This is a genomic window from Pseudomonas sp. Os17 (genome assembly GCF_001547895.1).
In the GTDB taxonomy this organism is placed as follows: domain Bacteria; phylum Pseudomonadota; class Gammaproteobacteria; order Pseudomonadales; family Pseudomonadaceae; genus Aquipseudomonas.
This window is the reverse complement of record NZ_AP014627.1, coordinates 3,532,081-3,551,811: the sequence shown is the minus strand read 5'-3', so window position 1 is coordinate 3,551,811 and position 19,731 is coordinate 3,532,081. Positions and strand designations below refer to the sequence as shown.

Annotated in this window: 20 protein-coding genes; 3 read left to right on the top strand and 17 right to left on the bottom strand. The window is 64.0% G+C overall.

Features of this window, described 5'->3' with window-relative positions; all coding sequences use genetic code 11:
* Window positions 1-18: 18 nt before the first annotated feature.
* The 7 genes from paaA to paaF form a co-directional block, all read right to left on the bottom strand.
* Window positions 19-1,008 (bottom strand): 1,2-phenylacetyl-CoA epoxidase subunit PaaA, encoded by a 990-nt coding sequence (gene paaA, locus POS17_RS15515; RefSeq protein WP_060839387.1) that lies wholly within the window; start codon window positions 1,006-1,008, stop codon window positions 19-21.
* Between the two features lie 178 nt (window positions 1,009-1,186).
* The gene (paaK, locus tag POS17_RS15510) at window positions 1,187-2,506 is read right to left on the bottom strand and encodes a phenylacetate--CoA ligase PaaK (protein ID WP_060839386.1); all 1,320 of its coding nucleotides are present in this window, start codon (window positions 2,504-2,506) and stop codon (window positions 1,187-1,189) included.
* A gap of 81 nt (window positions 2,507-2,587) precedes the next feature.
* Window positions 2,588-3,793, bottom strand: coding sequence for a 3-oxoadipyl-CoA thiolase (pcaF, locus tag POS17_RS15505; protein ID WP_060839385.1), 1,206 nt, complete (start codon window positions 3,791-3,793; stop codon window positions 2,588-2,590).
* Window positions 3,786-4,235 carry a hydroxyphenylacetyl-CoA thioesterase PaaI gene (gene paaI / locus POS17_RS15500; RefSeq protein WP_060839384.1) on the bottom strand — a complete coding sequence of 150 codons (450 nt, stop codon included), beginning with the start codon at window positions 4,233-4,235 and terminating at the stop codon, window positions 3,786-3,788. Before paaI ends, pcaF begins: the two co-directional genes overlap by 8 nt.
* Window positions 4,228-5,748: a 3-hydroxyacyl-CoA dehydrogenase PaaH gene (gene paaH / locus POS17_RS15495; RefSeq protein ID WP_060839383.1), complete on the bottom strand. Its 1,521-nt coding sequence runs from the start codon at window positions 5,746-5,748 to the stop codon at window positions 4,228-4,230. Before paaH ends, paaI begins: the two co-directional genes overlap by 8 nt.
* A gap of 2 nt (window positions 5,749-5,750) precedes the next feature.
* The gene (paaG, locus tag POS17_RS15490; RefSeq protein ID WP_060839382.1) at window positions 5,751-6,542 is read right to left on the bottom strand and encodes a 2-(1,2-epoxy-1,2-dihydrophenyl)acetyl-CoA isomerase PaaG; all 792 of its coding nucleotides are present in this window, start codon (window positions 6,540-6,542) and stop codon (window positions 5,751-5,753) included.
* Window positions 6,543-6,588: 46 nt separating this feature from the next.
* Complete coding sequence (paaF, locus tag POS17_RS15485) at window positions 6,589-7,362, bottom strand: 2,3-dehydroadipyl-CoA hydratase PaaF (protein ID WP_060839381.1); 774 nt, start codon at window positions 7,360-7,362, stop codon at window positions 6,589-6,591.
* A 375-nt stretch (window positions 7,363-7,737) separates the two neighbouring features.
* On the opposite strand from paaF, the gene paaY reads away from it, so the two are divergent.
* The gene (paaY, locus tag POS17_RS15480) at window positions 7,738-8,331 is read left to right on the top strand and encodes a phenylacetic acid degradation protein PaaY (RefSeq protein WP_060839380.1); all 594 of its coding nucleotides are present in this window, start codon (window positions 7,738-7,740) and stop codon (window positions 8,329-8,331) included.
* Window positions 8,332-8,413: 82 nt separating this feature from the next.
* Window positions 8,414-9,337, top strand: coding sequence for a phenylacetic acid degradation operon negative regulatory protein PaaX (gene paaX / locus POS17_RS15475; RefSeq protein WP_060839379.1), 924 nt, complete (start codon window positions 8,414-8,416; stop codon window positions 9,335-9,337).
* Window positions 9,338-9,590: 253 nt separating this feature from the next.
* Here the strand turns inward: paaX and POS17_RS15470 are convergent, their stop codons facing one another.
* Window positions 9,591-9,857, bottom strand: coding sequence for a hypothetical protein (locus POS17_RS15470; protein ID WP_042941674.1), 267 nt, complete (start codon window positions 9,855-9,857; stop codon window positions 9,591-9,593).
* 354 nt (window positions 9,858-10,211) lie between these two features.
* On the opposite strand from POS17_RS15470, the gene POS17_RS15465 reads away from it, so the two are divergent.
* Complete coding sequence (locus tag POS17_RS15465) at window positions 10,212-11,537, top strand: sigma-54 dependent transcriptional regulator (RefSeq protein WP_060839378.1); 1,326 nt, start codon at window positions 10,212-10,214, stop codon at window positions 11,535-11,537.
* A 67-nt stretch (window positions 11,538-11,604) separates the two neighbouring features.
* Here the strand turns inward: POS17_RS15465 and POS17_RS15460 are convergent, their stop codons facing one another.
* The 9 genes from POS17_RS15460 to POS17_RS15420 all read right to left on the bottom strand — a co-directional run bounded on the left by POS17_RS15460 (window position 11,605) and on the right by POS17_RS15420 (window position 19,701).
* Entirely contained in the window at window positions 11,605-12,906 is a 1,302-nt protein-coding gene (locus tag POS17_RS15460; RefSeq protein ID WP_060839377.1) for a hypothetical protein, read from the bottom strand.
* A gap of 47 nt (window positions 12,907-12,953) precedes the next feature.
* The gene (locus tag POS17_RS15455) at window positions 12,954-13,694 is read right to left on the bottom strand and encodes a hypothetical protein (RefSeq protein WP_060839376.1); all 741 of its coding nucleotides are present in this window, start codon (window positions 13,692-13,694) and stop codon (window positions 12,954-12,956) included.
* Between the two features lie 51 nt (window positions 13,695-13,745).
* Window positions 13,746-14,426 (bottom strand): C39 family peptidase, encoded by a 681-nt coding sequence (locus POS17_RS15450; protein WP_060839375.1) that lies wholly within the window; start codon window positions 14,424-14,426, stop codon window positions 13,746-13,748.
* Between the two features lie 63 nt (window positions 14,427-14,489).
* The gene (locus POS17_RS15445) at window positions 14,490-15,479 is read right to left on the bottom strand and encodes a hypothetical protein (protein ID WP_060839374.1); all 990 of its coding nucleotides are present in this window, start codon (window positions 15,477-15,479) and stop codon (window positions 14,490-14,492) included.
* Between the two features lie 63 nt (window positions 15,480-15,542).
* Entirely contained in the window at window positions 15,543-16,121 is a 579-nt protein-coding gene (locus POS17_RS15440) for a hypothetical protein (protein WP_060839373.1), read from the bottom strand.
* A gap of 1 nt (window position 16,122) precedes the next feature.
* Complete coding sequence (locus POS17_RS15435) at window positions 16,123-16,566, bottom strand: hypothetical protein (protein WP_060839372.1); 444 nt, start codon at window positions 16,564-16,566, stop codon at window positions 16,123-16,125.
* Between the two features lie 328 nt (window positions 16,567-16,894).
* The gene (locus POS17_RS15430) at window positions 16,895-17,419 is read right to left on the bottom strand and encodes an AAA family ATPase (RefSeq protein WP_060839371.1); all 525 of its coding nucleotides are present in this window, start codon (window positions 17,417-17,419) and stop codon (window positions 16,895-16,897) included.
* Window positions 17,416-17,979: a nicotinamide riboside transporter PnuC gene (gene pnuC, locus POS17_RS15425; RefSeq protein WP_060839370.1), complete on the bottom strand. Its 564-nt coding sequence runs from the start codon at window positions 17,977-17,979 to the stop codon at window positions 17,416-17,418. Before pnuC ends, POS17_RS15430 begins: the two co-directional genes overlap by 4 nt.
* A gap of 87 nt (window positions 17,980-18,066) precedes the next feature.
* On the bottom strand, window positions 18,067-19,701 hold the full coding sequence (locus tag POS17_RS15420; protein WP_060841948.1) for a methyl-accepting chemotaxis protein: 1,635 nt from the start codon (window positions 19,699-19,701) through the stop codon (window positions 18,067-18,069).
* Window positions 19,702-19,731: the final 30 nt, after the last annotated feature.

Sequence of the window (19,731 nt, the reverse complement as noted above, 5' to 3'; positions counted from 1 at the left end):
CGGATCAGGCAGGCGCGCTCAGGCGGCGTTCTTGTTGGCTTGTTTCTGGGCGTGGGCCACGGCGGCGGCCCGCACCCAGGCGCCGTCGTCGATGGCCCGGCGGCGGGTTTCCAGGCGCTCCTGGTTGCATGGGCCATTGCCCTTGAGCACCTCGTAGAATTCCTGCCACTGGATCTCGCCGAAGTCGTAGTGGCCGCGTTCGGCGTTCCACTTCAGGTCCGGGTCGGGGCAGGTGCAGCCCAACAGCTCCAGCTGCGGGATGGTCTGGTCGATGAAGCGCTGACGCAGTTCGTCGTTGCTCTGGCGCTTGATTTTCCAGGCCATGGACTGGGCGCTGTTGGGGGAGTGTTCGTCGCTGGGGCCGAACATCATCAGTGCCGGCCACCACAGGCGGTTGATGGCGTCCTGGACCATGTCTCTCTGCGCCTGGTTGCCCTCGCGCATCATGGTCAGGAGGATTTCGTAGCCCTGGCGCTGGTGGAAGCTCTCTTCCTTGCAGATGCGCACCATGGCCCGGGCGTAGGGGCCGTAGGAGGTGCGCTGCAGCACCACCTGGTTGACGATGGCGGCACCGTCCACCAGCCAGCCCACCGCGCCCATGTCGGCCCAGTTCAGGGTCGGGTAGTTGAAGATGCTCGAATACTTGGCGCGGCCGCTGTGGAGCTTGGCGATTTCCTCGTCGCGGTCGGCGCCCAGGGTTTCCATGGCGCTGTACAGGTACAGGCCGTGACCGGCTTCGTCCTGGATCTTGGCCATCAGTTGCAGCTTGCGCTTGAGGGTCGGGGCGCGGGTGACCCAGTTGCCTTCCGGCAGCATGCCGACGATTTCCGAGTGGGCGTGCTGGGAGATCTGCCGGATCAGCGTCTGGCGGTAGGCATCGGGCATCCAGTTCTTGGCCTCGATCTTGATCTCGCCGTCGATTTTTTCCTGGAAGGTGCGTTCCTGCTCGGACATTTCTGCCAGCGGCGTGATGCGCTTGACCCCCGTGTCTACCAGCTGTGCGTACATGCAGTGTCTCCCGGGTTGAAGGTGTGGATGAGGCTGTGATGTTTATATGTGATACATAAATAAATATCAAACATAAAATAGCGTGTCATGTTGTGTTTCTGTATCGCTTTGTCGGCAAGCTGTTTGTCCAGGCCAAAAAAAGCCCCGTCATCGCGGGGCTGTTGGTTTTTGTTGAGGACTACTTGCGCTTGTCGAGCACTCGACAAGCCTTGCCTTCGGAGCGTTTCAGGCTGAATGGCGGCTGCAAAACGATACGTGAGCTGATGCCGATATGGTTCTTTATGTGGCGACTCAACTCGCTGCAGATGGCCCGTTGTTGCGGGTCCCCCAGGTGCTGGTGCTCGCTCTTGAGCTCGACATGGATGTCGACACTGTCGAGATTGCCGTGGCGGTACAGGTGGATCTCGTAGCAGGGCGCCAGGTGCTCGGCCTTGAGCACCAGTTCCTCGACCTGGGTGGGGAACACGTTGACCCCGCGAATGATCAGCATGTCGTCGCTGCGTCCGGTGATCTTGTCGATGCGCCGCATGGGGCGTGCCGTTCCCGGTAGCAGGCGGGTCAGGTCGCGGGTGCGGTAGCGGATCATCGGCAGCGCCTCCTTGGTCAGGGAGGTGAGCACCAGTTCGCCCATTTCCCCGTCGGGCAGGACCTGGCCGGTCTGCGGATCGATGATCTCGGGATAGAAGTGGTCTTCCCACAGGGTCGGTCCGTCGCGGGTTTCGGCGCACTCCATGGCCACCCCGGGGCCAATGATCTCCGACAGTCCGTAGATGTCCAGGGCGCTGATGCCCAGGCGCCGCTCGATGGCGCCGCGCAGTTCATCGGTCCAGGGTTCGGCGCCGAAGATGCCCAGGCGCAGTGCCAGTTGCTGCGGGTCCAGGCCCTGGCGTTCGATCTCGTCGGCGATGTTGAGCATGTAGGAGGGCGTGACCATGATGATGTCCGGCTGGAAATCCTTGATCAGTTGCACCTGCTTTTCGGTCTGGCCGCCGGACATGGGGATCACCGTGCAGCCCAGGCGCTCGGCGCCGTAGTGCGCTCCCAGGCCGCCGGTGAACAGGCCGTAGCCGTAGGAGATGTGCACCTTGTCTCCCGGTCGGCCGCCGGCGGCGCGGATCGAGCGCGCCACCACCTGGGCCCAGGTGTCGATGTCGTTGCGGGTGTAGCCGACCACCGTGGGCTTGCCGGTGGTGCCGCTGGAAGCGTGCAGGCGCGCCACCTCCTGCATCGGCACCGCGAACATGCCGTAGGGATAGTGGTCCCGCAGGTCGGACTTGGTGGTGAAGGGCAGTTGCGCCAGGTCTTCCAGGTGGCGGATGTCCTGGGGGTGCACGCCCTGGGCGTCGAAGCGCTGGCGATACAGGGGCACCCGCTCGTAGGCGTGGTTGAGGCTCCAGCGCAGGCGCTCCAGTTGATGCTGGCGCAACTGGTCGATGCTGGCGGTTTCCATCGGGTCCAGCGGGGTATCGGGCACGGTTCGGGCAATCGGCATGTTCATGGTTTCACTCGAATTGTTGTTGTCTTGTCTCTCGCCGGCAGGCGGGGTCTGAGTGCATGCAGGGATGGAATCCTGAGGTTGTTACAGCCTCTCGATGATCAGGGCAATGCCTTGGCCGACCCCGATGCACATGGTGCACAGGGCATAACGTCCCTGACGCTGCTCCAGTTCGTGCAGGGCGGTGGTCACCAGTCGCGCGCCGCTCATGCCCAGGGGATGCCCCAGGGCAATGGCGCCGCCGTTGGGGTTGACCCGCGGGTCGTCGTCCGCCAGCCCCAGTTCGCGCAGCACCGCCAGGGCCTGGGCGGCAAAGGCCTCGTTGAGCTCGATCACGTCCAGGTCCGCCAGGCTGAGCTGGGCCAGGTCCAGCACCTTGTGGCAGGCCGGCACCGGGCCGATGCCCATGATCCTGGGTTCGACCCCGGCGGTGGCCATGGCCACCACCCGGCCCCGGGGCCGCAGGTCATGACGCTGGGCCAGGGCCGGGCTGGCCAGCAGCAGGGCGCAGGCGCCGTCGTTGAGTCCCGAGGCGTTGCCAGCGGTGACGCTGCCATCAGGGCGGAAGGGCGTCGGCAGTTTCTGCAGCTGTTCCAGGGTGGTTGCGGCCCGGGGGTGTTCATCGACGCTCACCTCCAGCGGCGGGCCTTTGCGCTGGGCAATGCTTACCGGGACGATCTCCCGGGCCAGGCGGCCGCTGGCCTGGGCCGCGCTGGCGCGCAGCTGGCTGCGCAGGGCGAAGGCGTCCTGATCGGCGCGGGAGATGCTGAACTGTTCGGCGACGTTCTCCGCAGTCTCGGCCATCGAATCGATGCCGTACTGCTGCTGCATCAAGGGGTTGACGAAACGCCAGCCCAGGGTGGTGTCGTACAGCTCGGCCTGGCGCGAGAAGGCGCTTTCGGCCTTGGCCAGCACCATGGGTGCCCGGGACATGGACTCCACGCCGCCGGCCAGGACCAGTCCGGCCTCGCCACTGCGAATCGCTCGGGCGGCGCTGCCCACGGCATCCAGCCCGGAGCCGCACAGGCGGTTGAGGGTGACCGCCGATACGCGGGTCGGCAGCCCGGCCAGCAGTGCCGACATGCGGGCCACGTTGCGATTGTCCTCGCCGGCCTGGTTGGCGCAGCCGTAGATCAGGTCGTCCACCTCGCTCCAGTCGACCTGCGGATGGCGGCGCAGCAGTTCGCGCAGGGGGATCGCCCCCAGGTCGTCGGCGCGCACGCTGCTCAGCGCCCCGGCATAGCGCCCGATCGGGGTTCGGACGGCATCGATGATCAGTGCGTCATTCATGGTCTGTCTCCTGTGTCAGCACTGGGCCGCGCACTTTGTAGGATTTGCCTTGAAACAGGGCAATCAGCTGTCCCTGCTGGTTTTCGATGCGAACCGCATAGTGCCCTGTGCGCCCCCTGCGGTTCTGTTCATGGCAGTCGGCGGTCAGGGTGTCTCCCTGATGCGCCGGTGCGATGTATTCGATGCTGCAGCCCATGGCCACCGTGGCTTGGTCGTAGCTGTTGCAGGCGATGGCGAACGCCGAGTCGGCGAGGGCGAAGAGCACGCCGCCGTGGCAGGTGCCGTGGCCCTGGAGCATGTCCTGGCTGACGGTCATGCCCAGGCGCGCCGCGCCAGGAGCCACCGAGAGCAGGCGCATGCCCAGCGCCTGGCTGGCCCGGTCGCGCTGGAAAAGGCCCTGGGCGCAGCGTCGGGCCAGCTCCATGGCGGCTTGCTCAGTCATGGAAGGTCCTCCCTTCGGCCACGTGGCGCCGCAGCAGCAGGGAGGGCCGGTAGCGTTCCTCGCCATAGGCGCCCTGGAGGTGTTCCAGCACCTTGAGCAGGGGGTGCAGGCCCAGTTGGTCGGCCCAGGCCAGGGGCCCCAGGGGGTAGTTGACCCCGCTGCGCATGGCCAGATCGATATCCGCCGCCGAGGCCACGCCCTGCAGTACGGCATCGGCGGCTTCGTTGACGAGCATCGCCACGGTACGCAAGACCGCCAGCGCCGGGGTGTCGCTGAGTCGGCTGACCTGCAGCCCGGCCCGTTGCAGCAAGGCGACGGCCTGGTCCAGGGCCTGGGGCGCGATCGCCTGGGGGCAACTGATGGCCAGGCGGCTGGCTTGGCGATAGTCCAGGGCCAGGTCCAACAGCACCAGGTTGTTGCCCAGGCCTTCGTCTCGGGCCCGCTGGCCGGCCGGGCGGCCGTCGCTCGGCGCCAGGATCGCCTCGCCGACCCGCAGCAGGCCCCGACCGTCGCGGCGGATCACCTGGACGCCCCGGCTCTCCAGGCGCTGGACCAGGGGGGCGGCCCAGCCCAGGTCGCCTTCCACGACGCAGTGGTCGACGGTCGTGTCGCTGCTCAGGCCGACGGCGGGCGGGCGTGACGCGTCTGCGGCGTAGCGATAGAAGCCCTGGCCGCTCTTGCGCCCCAGGTAGCCGGCATCCACCAACTCCTTCTGGATCAGTGACGGCTGGTAGCGCGGATCACCGTAATAGGCCGCGTGCACCGAGCAGGTCACCGCGTAGTTGATGTCCTGACCGATCAGGTCGGTGAGTTCGAAGGCGCCCATGGCGAAGCCGCCGGCCTCGCGCAGCAGGGCGTCGAGGGTGGCGCAGTCGCCGGCCCCTTCCTGCAGCAGGCGCAGGCTTTCGCCGTAGAAGGGCCGGGCCACGCGATTGACGATAAAACCCGGGGTCGAGCGGCTGTGCACCGGATGCTTGCCCCAGCGGCTCATGGTTCGGTACAGGTCGTCCGCCAGCGCCGGATCGCTGGCCAGCCCGCGCACCACCTCCACCAGGGCCATCACTGGCGCGGGGTTGAAGAAGTGCAGGCCCAGCAGGCGCTGTGGGTGGCGCAGGCCGGCGGCAATGGCGGTGATCGACAGGGAAGAGGTGTTGCTGGCGAGGATGCAGTCGGCGCGACACAGGGCTTCCAGCTCGGCGAACAGTTGCTGCTTGGCCGGCAACTGTTCGGCGATGGCTTCGATGATCAGGTCGCTGTCCGCCAGTTGCTCCAGGCTCTGCGCCGCCTGCAGGCGGCAGCGGACGGCCTCCTGGGCACTCTGCGCAAGCTTGCCCTGGAGCACTCGCTGGCCGAGGCGCTGGTCGATCGCGGCAATGGCCTGGGCCGCGGCGCCCGGCCGCTTGTCCAGCAGCAGCACCGGGTGCCCGGCCTGGGCCGCGACCTGGGCGATACCGGCGCCCATGGCCCCGGCGCCGACCACGGCGATACGTGCGTTATGGCTGAGTGGGTTCATGTTCAGCACCCCTTGAAGACGGGGCTGCGCTTTTCCAGGAAGGCGCTGACGCCCTCGCGGTAGTCTGCGCTGCGGCCCGCCAGGCGCTGCAGGTCGCGCTCCAGATCCAGCTGCTGGTCGAAGCTGTTGTGCAGGCTGGCATTCAGGCTGCGCTTGATCAGGGCCAGGCCATAGGTGGGTTGGCTGGCCAGGTGGCGGGCCAGGCGCAGGGCTTCGTCCCGCAGCGCGTCGTCGTCCACGCATTGATGGATCAGCCCCCATTGTTCGGCCTGCTCGGCGCTCAGGCGGTTGCCGAGCATGGCCAGGGACTTGGCCCGGGCCATGCCCACCAGCCGGGGCAGCAGCCAGGTGCCGCCGGAATCGGGAATCAGCCCGAGCTTGCAGAACGCCTGGATAAAGCTCGCGGAGCGCGCCGCCAGCACCAGATCGCAAGCCAGGGGCAGGTTGGCTCCGGCGCCGGCGGCCACGCCGTTGACCGCGCAGATCACCGGCAACGGCAGGTCGCGCAACTCGCGCACCAGCGGGTTGTAGAAGGCTTCGATGGATTGCCCCAGATCTGGCGGCGCCTCGCCGGGGTCGACGTTACGCTCGCCCAGGTCCTGCCCGGCGCAGAAGCCGCGGCCTTCGCCGGTCAGCAGCAACACCCGCACCTCGGGGTTGTTGCGCACCTGCTTGAGGGCGCTGCGCAGCTCGCCGTGCATCTGCGGGGTGAAGCTGTTGAGCTGTTCGGGACGGTTGAGGCTGATGAGGGCGACGCCCTGGTCGATGGAGAACAGGAGGGTGGCGAAGTTCATGGTCGGGACACTCTGTGCAGGTCGAAAGGGACGGTGCGGGTTGTTCTCAGTGGCCCGAGAACTGCGCCGGGCGTTTTTCCTGGAATGCGGCGATGCCTTCCTCGCGGTCGCGGGTGCCGGCCAGCACGGTAAAGGCATGGCGCTCCAGGCGCAGGCCGCTGGCCAGGTCGGTGTCCATGGCCTTGAGCAAGGCCTCCTTGGCCAGGCGCAGCGCCAGTGGCGCCTTGCCGGCGATCAGGCGGGCCAGTTGCAGGGCGCGCTCGACCACCAGCTCCGGCTGGGTGACTTCGCTCACCAGGCCGGCGCGCAGGGCGTGCCGGGCATCTATGGCTTCGCCGGTGAGCACCATCTGCATGGCCAGGGACTTGCCGACGGTGCGCGGCAGGCGCTGGGTGCCGCCGGCGCCGGGCATGATCCCGAGGTTGATTTCCGGTTGGCCGAAGCGTGCGTCCTCGCCGGCGATGATGATGTCGGCGTGCATGGCCAGCTCGCAGCCGCCACCGAGGGCGAAGCCGTTGACCGCGGCAATCAGCGGCTTGCTGAAGCGGCGGATCTGTTCCCAGCTGGACTGGCGCGGATCGTTGAGGATGCCGGTCAGGTCGCGTTCGGCCATTTCCTTGAGGTCGGCGCCGGCGGCGAACGCCTTGCGGTTGCCGGTCAGGACCACGACTTGGGTATGCGGGTCGGCCTCGGCTGCAGCCAGGGCCTGCGCCAGCTCGGCCAACAGGGCCGTGGTCAGGGCGTTGAGGGCTTGCGGACGTTGCAGGGTGATCAGGCGAACGCCACCGCTCAGGGTGTCGACTGCAAGGTGTTGAGGCATGGTGAACCTCCTCGGGAGGTTGCGGCCGGTTGCCGGCTCGATTATTGGATCGGCTGGGGAGCCGGTTTTGGCCGAGTATATCGCCAAAGCGATACATAAAATCAATAGCGATATTGATTAATGTGTCTCATTGTTTGCCGTGCAAGAGGTCTGGCTGGAGAGCTTGATCTGGCTTGATCGTGCTGTTTAAGGGCTTTTTCAGGGCGTGCAGGAGGGGCGCTGCGCTGCTCGACCAGGGTTTCTTGTGTGTCGAGAATAATCTGATACAAAATGCCGGCTTTGTTGGTTTTGTAATAGGCTTAAGTCGCGTCGCGCTGTTGCGGTGCTGCATTCGCCGGCAACGGTGGTCTATTGGTGTTTGGACAGGGGTAGAGCATGACGTGTTACAGCCTCGATGGATTGACTCCCGTGGTCGATCCCAGTGCTTATGTACATCCTTCGGCGGTGTTGATCGGTGATGTGATCGTCGGCCCGCACTGCTACGTCGGGCCGCTGGCCAGCCTGCGAGGGGACTTCGGGCGGATCATCCTCGAAGAGGGCGCCAATCTGCAGGACACCTGCGTCATGCACGGCTTTCCCGACAGCGATACGGTGGTCGAGCGCAACGGTCATATCGGCCATGGCGCGGTGTTGCATGGCTGCCGGATCGGCGCCGATGCGCTGGTGGGCATGAACGCGGTGGTGATGGACAACGCGGTCATCGCGGCGCGCTCCTTCGTTTCGGCGGCGGCGTTCGTCAAGGCCGGCTTCGCGTGTGAGCCGCAGTCGCTGGTGATGGGCGCGCCGGCTCGGGTCACGCGTACCTTGAGTGATCAGGAAGTGGCCTGGAAACAGGCCGGCACCCGCGAATATCAGCACCTGACCCGACGCTGCCTGGAACGGATGCAGGTCTGTGAGCCACTGGTGCAAGTGGAGGCCGACCGGCCAAGGTTTGCCGGCAGCCAGGTGCGCCCCAAGCACAGTCTTTGAGGCCAAGCGCGGCAATCAACGGCTCGGGCCGCTGCTTGCCCTTGAAACCCGCTATATTTCTTCCTTTTTTTCCGGTACGTCCATGTCGTCCCTCGCGCCACTGAATCATCTGATCAAACGCTTTCAGGAACAGACCCCGATCCGCGCCAGCTCGCTGATCATCACCTTGTACGGCGATGCCATCGAGCCCCATGGCGGCACGGTTTGGCTGGGTAGCCTGATTCAATTGCTGGAACCCATGGGGATCAACGAGCGGCTGATCCGCACTTCGATCTTCCGTTTGAGCAAGGAGGGCTGGCTGAGCGCTGAAAAGGTCGGGCGTCGCAGCTACTACAGCCTGACCCTCAGTGGCCGCCGGCGTTTCGACAAGGCCTTCAAGCGGGTGTACAGCGCCGCTGTGCCGGCTTGGGACGGCTCCTGGTGCCTGGTGATGCTCTCGCAGTTGCAACCGGAGCTGCGCAAGCAGGTGCGTGAGGAGCTGGAATGGCAAGGTTTTGCCGCGATGTCGCCGCTGTTGCTGGCCTGTCCGCGCAGTGATCGCGCCGACGTCAATGCCACCTTGCAGGAACTGGGCGCCCAGGAAGACACCATTGTCTTTTGCACCACGGCCGAGGATGTCCTGGGTTCCAGGGCCCTGCGCCTGCAAGTGCGCGAGAGCTGGAACATCGATGAGCTGGCGGCGCATTACAGTGAGTTCATCCAGTTATTCCGCCCGCTGTGGCAGGCCTTGCGCGAGCAGGAGCAACTGCAGCCGGCCGACTGTTTCCTGGCCCGTCTGCTGCTGATCCATGAGTACCGCAAACTGTTGCTGCGTGATCCGCAGTTGCCGGACGAGCTGCTTCCCGGGGACTGGGAGGGCCGGGCGGCACGCCAGCTGTGCCGCAATATCTATCGCCTGATCCAGGCCAAGGCCGAGCAATGGCTGGCCAGCGCCCTGGAAAACGCCGACGGTCCGCTGCCGGATGTCGGCGAGAGTTACTACCGACGCTTTGGCGGACTGCTCTAGGCGCAAGCTTTGGTGACCGGGCCGGGCAGTTTCAGCGATCCGTTGATGGGGCTGGGGCGCGGTCACCTGGCAAAGGCCCACTAAGTGCGCTGGCTAGTTGCCAGAAACATTCTTCGTGGTGACTCGTTTATAACAACAGAAACAACCAGCGGCAGGGCGCGAAAGTTGTCGGAGGAGGGGAGATAGATAGCGTGCTTAGTTGTTTGTCTTGAATAACGGATCACCCCGTAGGGTGATCCGTTAACAGCATCCCTTACTTGGGCATGGCCCAGGACTGCAGGATATAACCTTCCTGGCTCAGTTCAGCCCGGGCCTGCTTGAGCAGGTCTTCGAGCTGGGCCGGATCGGAGTAGGCGCTGGTGGGAATACGGGTCTGGCCGATACGGGTGCTGGTACGGTCGATGACGGTCAGGCTCAGTTCGCCGTTCCCGTCCTGTGGGGCCCAGGCCACGCATTGAAAAGGCTTGAATGCGCGGTCGGCGATCAAAAGTGCTTCGTTTCTACGGAGCGGGGCGTTCATGGGGTCTTCTCTCTGTGTGCCCAATCAGATGATGTGCCGTCGGTTGGGCTTACCGTTCGGCTGGTTATGTGTACTGATGCACTGAGGTGGGGATCGGGTCACACCGAAAAACAAGTTTTTACAACTTTCGTGCTGCACGCTTGTGGGCGGGCCATTAGTTGCGGCGCTTTTTAAAAACTACTGCGACAATCAGTCGCTCGCAGAGCCCGTTCGCCGACCGCTTAGTTCTTTTGGTAATCGACGCTATAAGCAATCGATACATTCGGCCGTCAAGTTCTTGCTAATGTTACAGCCAGGTTTGCCAAACCACTGTTTCTAATAACTTTTTCGAACTTTTGGCGTCAAGGAATACTCATGCTCGAAGCTCCTGTGCAGCGGCGCCTGCTGGTGGTCGATCCCTGTGACGACTGTCACCGCCTGTTACCCGGATTGCGCACCATAGGTTGGGATGTCGACAGCTGTGACCTTGAAGCGGCCCGCGAGCGTTCCTGCGATGTCGGCCTGCTGCGCCTGCAGCCCTTTCACCTGGAGCGCCCGGAGGCGGTCAAGGAGCTGATCAGCCACAGCGGCACCGAGTGGATTGCGGTGTTGAGTCCGGAAGTGCTGCGCCTGCAGAAGGTCGGTGACTTCGTCTGCGAATGGTTTTTCGATTTCCATACGCTGCCATTCGACGTATCCCGGGTTCAGGTCACCCTGGGCCGGGCCTTTGGCATGGCTCGCCTGCGCGGCCAGGGCTCGATTCATGTGGACCAGCCCGAGCACGAGTTGCTCGGCGACAGCCGGCCGATCCGCGACTTGCGCAAGTTGCTGAGCAAACTGGCGCCCACCGAGTCGCCAGTACTGATCCGCGGTGAGAGCGGCACCGGCAAGGAACTGGTGGCGCGCACCCTGCATCGCCAGTCCCAGCGTCATGACAAGCCCTTTGTGGCGATCAACTGCGGGGCGATTCCCGAGCACCTGATCCAGTCCGAGCTCTTCGGCCATGAAAAGGGCGCCTTTACCGGGGCCCATCAGCGCAAGGTCGGGCGGATCGAGGCCGCCCATGGCGGCACCTTGTTTCTCGATGAGATCGGCGACTTGCCGTTGGAGCTGCAAGCCAATCTGTTGCGCTTTCTGCAGGAAAAACACATCGAGCGGGTTGGCGGCAGCCAGCCGATTCCAGTGGATGTGCGCGTCCTGGCGGCGACCCACGTCGATCTGGAGGCGGCGATCGCCGCTGGCCGTTTCCGTGAGGACCTGTACTACCGGCTGAATGTGTTGCAGGTGATCACCGCACCCTTGCGCGAGCGTCACGGCGACCTGGGCATGCTCGCCAGTCACTTTGCCCATTTCTACAGCCAGGAAACCGGGCGCCGGCCCCGCAGTTTCAGCGAGGATGCCCTGGTGGCCATGGGCAAGCACGATTGGCCGGGCAATGTCCGTGAACTGGCCAACCGGGTGCGCCGGGGCCTGGTACTGGCCGAGGGGCGGCAGATTCAGGCCAGCGATCTGGGGCTGCAGAGCCTCCAGGCCCAGGATCTGCCCATGGGCACCCTGGAGGACTACAAGCACCGCGCCGAGCGCGAGGCCCTGTGCGATGTGCTCAACCGGCACAGCGACAACCTCAGCGTTGCGGCGCGGGTGCTGGGGATCTCGCGCCCGACCTTCTACCGTTTGCTGCACAAGCATCAGATCCGCTAGGGCGGGGAGAAACGCCAAGGCCCGCGGCGATTGGGGAATCGTCGCGGGCCTTGTTGTTTTGGGTGGATCAGAAGTAGTACGGGAATTTCAGGCTGAAGGTGAAGTCGGGCGCATCCTGGGTCATGCCCAGGGACAGGTTGGGCACGATGGTCAGGTGTTCGGTGGCGGCAATGGTCATGCCGACGTTGAAGTAGGCGGCGTTGGCGTCGCTGGACTCCACCGTTTGCCAGTCCTGGCCGGTGTACTTGATCTTGCTCTTCTTCTGGATCTGATCCGATACCGAGAACGCCATGCTCATTTTTTCGTTGAGGGCGAAGGCTACACCGGCGCCAATCTGGAAGCTGTCGCCCAATTGCACCTTGCCGGGGATCTTCTGCCCGGCATTGGAGCTGATGTCGCCGAACGATTCTTCCAGGTTGTGGGTGTAGGACAGGCTGCCGAACAGCACCGCCGGGTCAAACGTCTTGACCAGCGAGATCCCGGGGGTCACCGACCAGACACCATTACCGGTGGGCAGGCTTTCAGGCACGACCAGGTTGTTGTTGCCAGGGTCCGGATTGATGAACTTGATACCGAAAGGGTCCTTGCCGGTGGGCGCCTTGACCCGCAGGCTGACCACGGCGTCAGGCAGGGAGTCGGACTCGTCGAGGAACTTGTAGGCCACCCCGACGTTGACGTCACCCAGAGTCGGGTCGCGAGTGACGGTACTTTCCGAGATGGATTGGCTGCTGCCGCCGTTGGCGCCACCCGACTGGTAAGTCGACTCGCGATAGATAACCGGCGCGTTTATATCGAATTGCCAGCGGTTGTCCAGGTTGTAGCGGGCGGTCAGGTCCAGGGTCCAGGTGTCGGACTTGATCCGGTCCAGGTTGACGGTGCCCAGCAGGATCGAATCCAGGGCCAGAAAGCCGTTGAGGGTCAGTTGACGGGTGTCGTAGCGGGCGTAGCTGATGCCCGTTTCAACGCTGAACTTGCCGCCGCCGAAGAAGCCGCTGGCCTCGTCGTAGAGGTTGGTCACGCTCTGCGCCGGCGTCGAGTCATCCTTGAGTGACTGGCCATAGCTCGCGCCACCCGCAGCGCCCCCTGACGCTGCTGCGGCCCCTCTGCCGGCAACCTGCTGGTTGCCCTTGAGGTCGGCGGGTGATTTTGCCAGGCGCTTGGGAGGAGGCGCCGCAGGCTGGTCTTCGACCTGGCGTACCCGTTGTTCCAGCACTGCCAGCGCCTTCTGCTGCACTTCGTAACGTTGCTTCAGCTCCAGAAGTTCTTGTTTCAGGGTCTCTACGTCCGCATCAGGCGCCGCCTGCAAGGCCGCCGCCGGAAATAGAGTGCTCAAACATACAACCGCGCGCAGTGAAACCGATCGATACATGAAATAAACCGTCCCTTGTGAACCCCAATGGTCGAAAAAAGCGTAGTTCAGAATTTCAAATTGCGTAGTCCATTGAGGGTGGTCAGGTTGCAGTCCAGTGCCCCTTTGCTGGGACCGTTGTTTTGCAGGACTACGTTGAGCTGGGTCAGGTTGCTGACCAGGTTGCTGTTGCCCAGCAGCCGGGTGTTCTGTAGGACGTTGCCCTGGCCCACCTGCTGCAAGGTGCCGCCCTGGTTGGCGCTGGCCAGAATGGCCATCTGGATCCCGCCATTGAGCGCCGACACCGAGACACTGCCGGCGGCATTGCTGCCGGTGATGGTCTGGCCACTGAGCAGGGCCTGGCCGGGGTTGCTGCTCAGGCCGGGCGCCTGATTGGCTTCGCTGACATTGATGCTGACGTTGTTGTAGGCGCTGTTGCCGTCGCCGGCGGCGCGCACCACCTGGGTCACGCCCTGGCCGGTGCCCAGGCCGGCGCCACCGATCACGTTGCCGGTGCCTTGAGAAGGCGTGCTGCCGTTGCCGGCCTGGTTGATGGTGGTGACGTAGAATTGCGGGGTGACGGTGGACTGTTGAATCTGCAGGGTGCTGGTGGCGCCGATCAGGTCGCCACTGGCGTTGCGCCAGGTACTGCTCATGACGATGCCGAAACTGATGATCCGTCCCGGCATCACGTAGCGGCCCCGCAATTGCGAGAGTTCCTGGTCCTGGACTTCGATGGGTTTGAAACCAGCATGGGCTGGAAGCGCTGCTGCCAGACAGGCCGCTGCCAGCCAGTATGTAGTCTTCATCTGCTGCTCCCGGAGCGTCCTGCCCCCCTTTTTTATCGTGGCGCGATCCCCTTAGAAGAAGTCGCTCTGGATGAAACCGAAATCCATCAGTTCCGCGTCTTTGACTGGGTAGAAGGTGTCGAGCTTGTTTTTCGCGGTCAGCGGGGCGGGCGGGTCGAGCAGGGCGTTGGCCTTGTCATAGCCCGGGCCGATGATGGCAAAGACGATGCCGTTCCAGCCCTTGACGAAGTCTTCATGGGTGTAGCGTTTGTGACCCAGCACCGGATCACCGATGTAGACCCAGTCTTTCTGGGCCCGCTGCATCACCACGAAGTGTTTGTAGCCGCGAATTTCCATCAGTACGACCACCGGGATGGTCACCGCCTCGAGCTTTTCCGGAGGAATCCGGTAACCCCTGGCGCGCATGCCGATACTTTCTGCATAGCGTTTCATGTCAAGCATCGAGAAGCCCTGAGTCTGGACCAGCTTCTGGTCCGAATTCATCAGCATGCCCTTGATCACTTGTTCCTCGTTGACGTCCAGCCAGTAGGCCTGACGCAGGATGGTTGCCAGCGCTGCGGCGCCGCAACTGAAGTCGGTCTTCTGTTCGACGATGTCGCTGAATTTGCGCTCACGCACACTTTGCACTTGCTTGAAGATCAGGCCGCCGCCCGCGAGTCCGGCCACGGCCATCTGTGCCGAGTACACGGGGCCGCATAGGCTCAACAGTAGAATGATGATCGCAGTACGCATGATCGTTACGCCTGGTGAGACTGTGGAAAAGCCCCGTTTCCGGGGCTTTCGTTACGATCGCTACTACATGCAGGCTTTGCAGCCGGCGGCGATGGACAGCGAGTTGCTTTGTTGGTTGCCCACACCGGCCGAGACGTTGGCGCCGCCGTTGCCGGAGAAGCCGTTCATCGAGTTGGTCATGCTGGCGTTGTTGACCACTGGGTTTTTCCAGCCGTCTTTGGTCAGCACTTGCTGGGTCCAGTAGCCGGCCAGTTCGATGGTGCCTTGTTCCTTGAAGGTGAGTTTCTGATCGTCGTTGCCGTGGCCTTTGTTGTCGCCATAGCCATGACCGCTGTGATCGTCGCCGCCTTCGATCTTGCCGCTGCCGGTGCCTTTGTAGCTGCCGGAGGCCACGAAGCCGCCAGTGAGGGTGTCTTTTTTGTAGGCCTGGACACCTTTGTTATCCACCACCAGATTGGTGGAGGTTTGGTTGGCCGAGGCGGCGGCGGTGGCTACGCGACCACCGGACACGGCAATGGCCAGGTTGTTTTTCTGTTGGTTGAAGTCGCCGGCGGTGACGTTGACGCCGATGTTGCCGGAGCCGTTGTTGCCGGAGTTGTTCATCGTCGCGTTGTTTTGGGTCGACGAGTTTTTCACGTAGTTGTTGTTGTTGACCTGGGTGGCGCTGGAAGCGGCCACGGCGCTGCCGAAGATGAAGCTTTCGTCAGCGGTTGCCAGGGCAGCGGCGTTGTCTTGTTGGTTGCCGTCGCCGGCGGCGACGTTGGCGCCCATGTTGCCGTTGGAGCTGTTCAGGGAATTGTCCATCTTGGCGTTGTTGTTGGTGCCCTGATTTTTCACCACGTTGGTGTTGCTGTTCTGCACGTCGATCACTGCAGCACCGGCCCCAGCGGTGATTTGCAGCAGAGTGTTGAGATCCGGACCTTGGTTGTGATCGCCATGGCCATTGCCATGACCGCCGTTGTGACCATGTTCGTTACCACCTGCCTGAGCGGCCATTGCCATGACTGCGGCCAGTGCGAAAACCAGTGGTTTGAGAGCCATTGTAGGTTTCATGGTGTTTCTCCGGTGCTTATTAGTTGGTTAAGTGTTGGTACTTTCTAATTGCACTACGACGGGTCAATCGGCGACCCGGATGCTCAGGGTGTTAGCCATGCGGTTCCCCACCCCGGCACTCTGGTTCACCTGAATCACCCCACGGCTGCCGGTGAAGGCCTGGTCGCTGGTAACGACCTGGCGGCTGCCTTGCTGAGGGTCAGATGCGCCCGAGCTTGGTAACAGCGCGACGTTCTGCTGCGAGAGCGCGCTGTCGTCGATGCTTTGCGGATTGGCGCTGATGCTGATCCGCAAGGCATTGACCATCTGGTTATTGGCCCCGGACGACTGGTTGACACCCAGTGCGCCGTTGCCGTTGCTGAAAGAGTGGCCGCCGATGGTGCTGCTGGCATTGACCGAGCGGTCGGCTGGCGTGGTGATCTTCTGGGTCACGCTGGTGCTGGCCTTGGCATTGGTGCCGATGGCGATGGCCCGCACGTTGGTCTGCTGTTGCTGGTCGCCGGCGGCCTGGTTGATGTTCAGGTTGCCGGTGTAGCCCGAGCCGGAATTGTTCAGGGTCGCGGTGTCCTGGACCTGGGTGGCGCTGTCGGCCATGGCTGAAGTACAGGCCAGCAGGGCGATAAACAGCAGTGAGCGCTTCATCTCAGCGGCCTCCGATGTTGCTCAACGGCGCCATGCCGGAGCTGATGGAGCGGTTGATCGACCCGGAGATCGACGACCCGGAGCCGCCACCGTGGCCAGCGCTCATGCCGGGCAGGCCGTTGGGATTGGTCACCACGTTGAGGCCGGCGACCCCACTGCCGTTGGGCATCACGGCGCCGCGAACCAGCGAACCGCTGTTGATGCCGGCGAACTCGCTGTCGCTCATTTCGTTGTTGAGTGTGCCGGTGACCGGCCCCGACGGATTGGCGTTGACCGTGGTCGGGTTGGGATCCAGATTCAGGGGACGACCGGCAGGGGTCGGATGCACCTGGCGTTCCAGAACGATCTGGCCATTGCCTGCTGCCAGGACCGGAAGGCTATGCACCGCGCTGACGGCACAGCCGATCAGCAGTAGGCGGGTGAAACGTTGCTTCAGAGTCCCCACGGCGGCATTCCTTCTTCTCAGTGCTGGCCCTAGTCAGCGTTGACAGGGAGAGAGCAGAAGCCGTGCCGCTTTTGATTTGTCTTGCAGATTCAAGGGTTTGCGAATGCAGTGCGGAAATGGGCCGCCTGACTGTTTCATGCTTGAGACAGTTCGCCATACCGGCCACTAGCCATGGCCTTGCAAATGCTCTGCAACAGGGGTTGCTGCAGGGGTGTATCAGTGACTTAACAGTTTCTCCCGCGCGTGACGCAGGCCCCGGAAATGGCGGCCTGATCGGCTGGGGAGTGTTTCAGAAATGGACACTCTGGTGCCGGGCCACCCGGCAGGATCAGTCCTGCAGCAGTTGCCGGACCTGGGCAAAGGCCTGTTGCCGGCGCGCCTGCCAATCCCCGCGAATGACCCGATAGGCTTGCCCATGGCGCTCCAGCCACTGCCGGGTGGCGGCAAAGAAGGCCAGGCGCTGTTCCAGTTGCGGCTGGCAGCGCTGACCGTCATCGCTCCAGTCCACATCCTCCGGCGATAGCAGCAGGTGCAGGTCGTAGTGGCGGGCCAGCAGTTGCGGCTCCAGCCAGGCCGGGCAATCGCCGAACAGGGCCTGGCTCCACAGCAGGTTGCTCAGCAGGTGGGTGTCGAGGATCAGCAGGGCCGGCTGCTGCGAGCGCGCCTGATCCTCCCAGGCCAATTGGCCACGGGCGATCGCGGGGATGTCCGCCAGGCAGGTGTCGCGGCGTTCCTGCTCGATGAAGTGGCGCACGTACTCGCCCACCTGGATGCCGCCGAAGTGCGCTTGCAGCTCGGCCGCCAGCCAGCTCTTGCCGCTGGACTCGGGGCCGGTGAGGACCAGCACCTTCACGATTGCAGGGCCGGGTCGGCGCGCCAGGTGCGCCAGCCCTGGACCGCCAGCAGGGTGAACAGGGCGTAGAGCGCGGCGGTCAGGTACAGCGCCTTGTAGACGAACAGGCCGACGAAGATCACGTCCACGGCGATCCACAATGGCCAGCATTGCACGCGTTTCTGCGCCATCCACCACTGCGCCACCAGACTGAAGGCGGTCAGGGCGGCATCGAGCCAGGGCTGGGCAGCGTCGGTCCAGTGGGCCATGGCCGCGCCCAGCAACAGGCTGCCCAGCGCCCCCAGGGCCAGGCCCTGGAGCAGGCCGACGGTCTGCAACTGGCTGACCGGGCGCCCCTGATGCTGATCGCCACCCCGGGTCCATTGCCACCAGCCATAGAGCTGCAGCACGGCGTAGACCACTTGCAGGAGCATGTCGGAATAGAGTTTGACCTCGTAGAAGATCCAGCTGTAGAGCAGCACCATGACCAGGCCGATGGGCCAGCACCAGGGGTTCTGCCTGACCGTCAGCCAGACGGCGATCACGCCTAGCGCAGCGGCAAACAGTTCAAGCCCGGACATGGCGGTTCCTTGGGGAAGTGGAGGAGGGGGCGGATTGTACCCAGAGTCGGCCCCGGACGTTAGCCCGGAGCCGCGCGCCCGTGGCGCCTAGACGCGGAACTGGCGCAGCAGGCCGTTGAGCTGTTCCGAGAGCTCCTTGAGGTGCCGGCTGGCGGCGCTGGAGTGCTGGGCGGCCAGTGCGGTGCCCTGGGACAGGCCCGCGGCCTGACCGACGTTGTGGTTGATGTCCTCCACCACGTGGGCCTGTTGCAGCGTGGCGCTGGCGATCGAGGCGTTCAGGCCGTTGAGGGTGCGCAAGGCCTGGCCGATGGCGTTGAGGCTGGTGCCGGCCAGCCCGGCCTGTTCGATGGTCGACTGCGAGGCCCGGCTGCTGTCGCCGATGACCTTGACCGCGGCTTCGGAGTGACTCTGCAGGCGTTCGATCATGCCCTGGATTTCCGCGGTGGACTGCTGGGTACGCTGAGCCAGCAGGCGCACTTCATCGGCCACCACGGCAAACCCCCGGCCCTGTTCCCCGGCCCGGGCGGCCTCGATGGCGGCGTTCAGGGCCAGCAGGTTGGTCTGCTCGGCAATGGCGCGGATCACCTCCAGCACGCTGCCGATCTGGGTGCTTTCCGTCGCCAGGGTGCGGATCACTTCCACGGCCTGGTCGATGGTCGCGGACAACTGGTCGATCTGCTGCAGACTGCCGTCGATGTTGAGCTGGCCCTGCTGGGCCTGGGCTTCGGCTTCGCGCACTTCGCTGGCCGCGTGTTCGGCATTCCTGGCCACATCCTGTACGCCGCTGGTGACCTGACTGATGGCCGCGGCCACCTGTTCCATCTGCTGGGACTGTTGCTGACTGCGTTCCTGGGCTTCGCTGGCGTTGCTGCCCAGCTCGCTGGATGACTGCTCCAGTGCGGCAGCGCTGGACTGCAACTGGGTGACCACCCCGCGCAACTTGGCGGTGAAGCCATTGAAATGCCGGGCCAGCTCGGTGACTTCGTCCTGGCCATGGGTATCCAGGCGCCGGGTCAGGTCGCTTTCACCGCTGGCGATGTTGGCCATGGCGTGCACCGTCTCGCGCAGCGGGTTGACGATGCTGCGCACGATCAGTACCACCAGCACGGTCATCAGCAGGGCGATCACCAGGCCGATGGAGGAGGCCTGCAGGACCTGGGCATAGAACTCCTGTTGCAGGTCATCGATGTAGACCCCGGAACCGATGATCCAGCCCCAGGGCTGGAACAGCTGTATATAGGAGGTCTTCTGTACCGGCTGCTCGGCCCCGGGCTTGGGCCAGCGGTAATCCACCATGCCGGCGCCCTTGGACTTGGCCAGGGCGACCATTTCATTGAACACCTCGAAGCCGTCCGGATCCTTGACCGCCGCCAGGTTCTGTCCGTCGAGCTTGGGGTTGGCCGGGTGCATGATCATCACCGGCCTCAGGTCGTTGATCCAGAAGTAGTCGTTCTGGTTGTAGCGCAACCCGCGGATGGCTTGCAGCGCCTGTTGCTGCGCCTGTTCGCGGCTCAGGCTGCCGGCGGCTTCCAGGCCCTGGTAGTAAGTGAGCACACCGGCGGCGGTCTGCACCACATGCTGGGTTTTCTGCGCCTTGGCCTGGTACAGGTCACCGTGAATCTGTCCAAGCATCATCACGCCCAGAGTCACCAGGGTCAGCACTGCCACGATCAGGATCAGCCACAAACGCTGACTGATGGACATCTTGCGCAAGCTATTCATCATCCGGTCACTCCTGGTTTTTGTACTTGT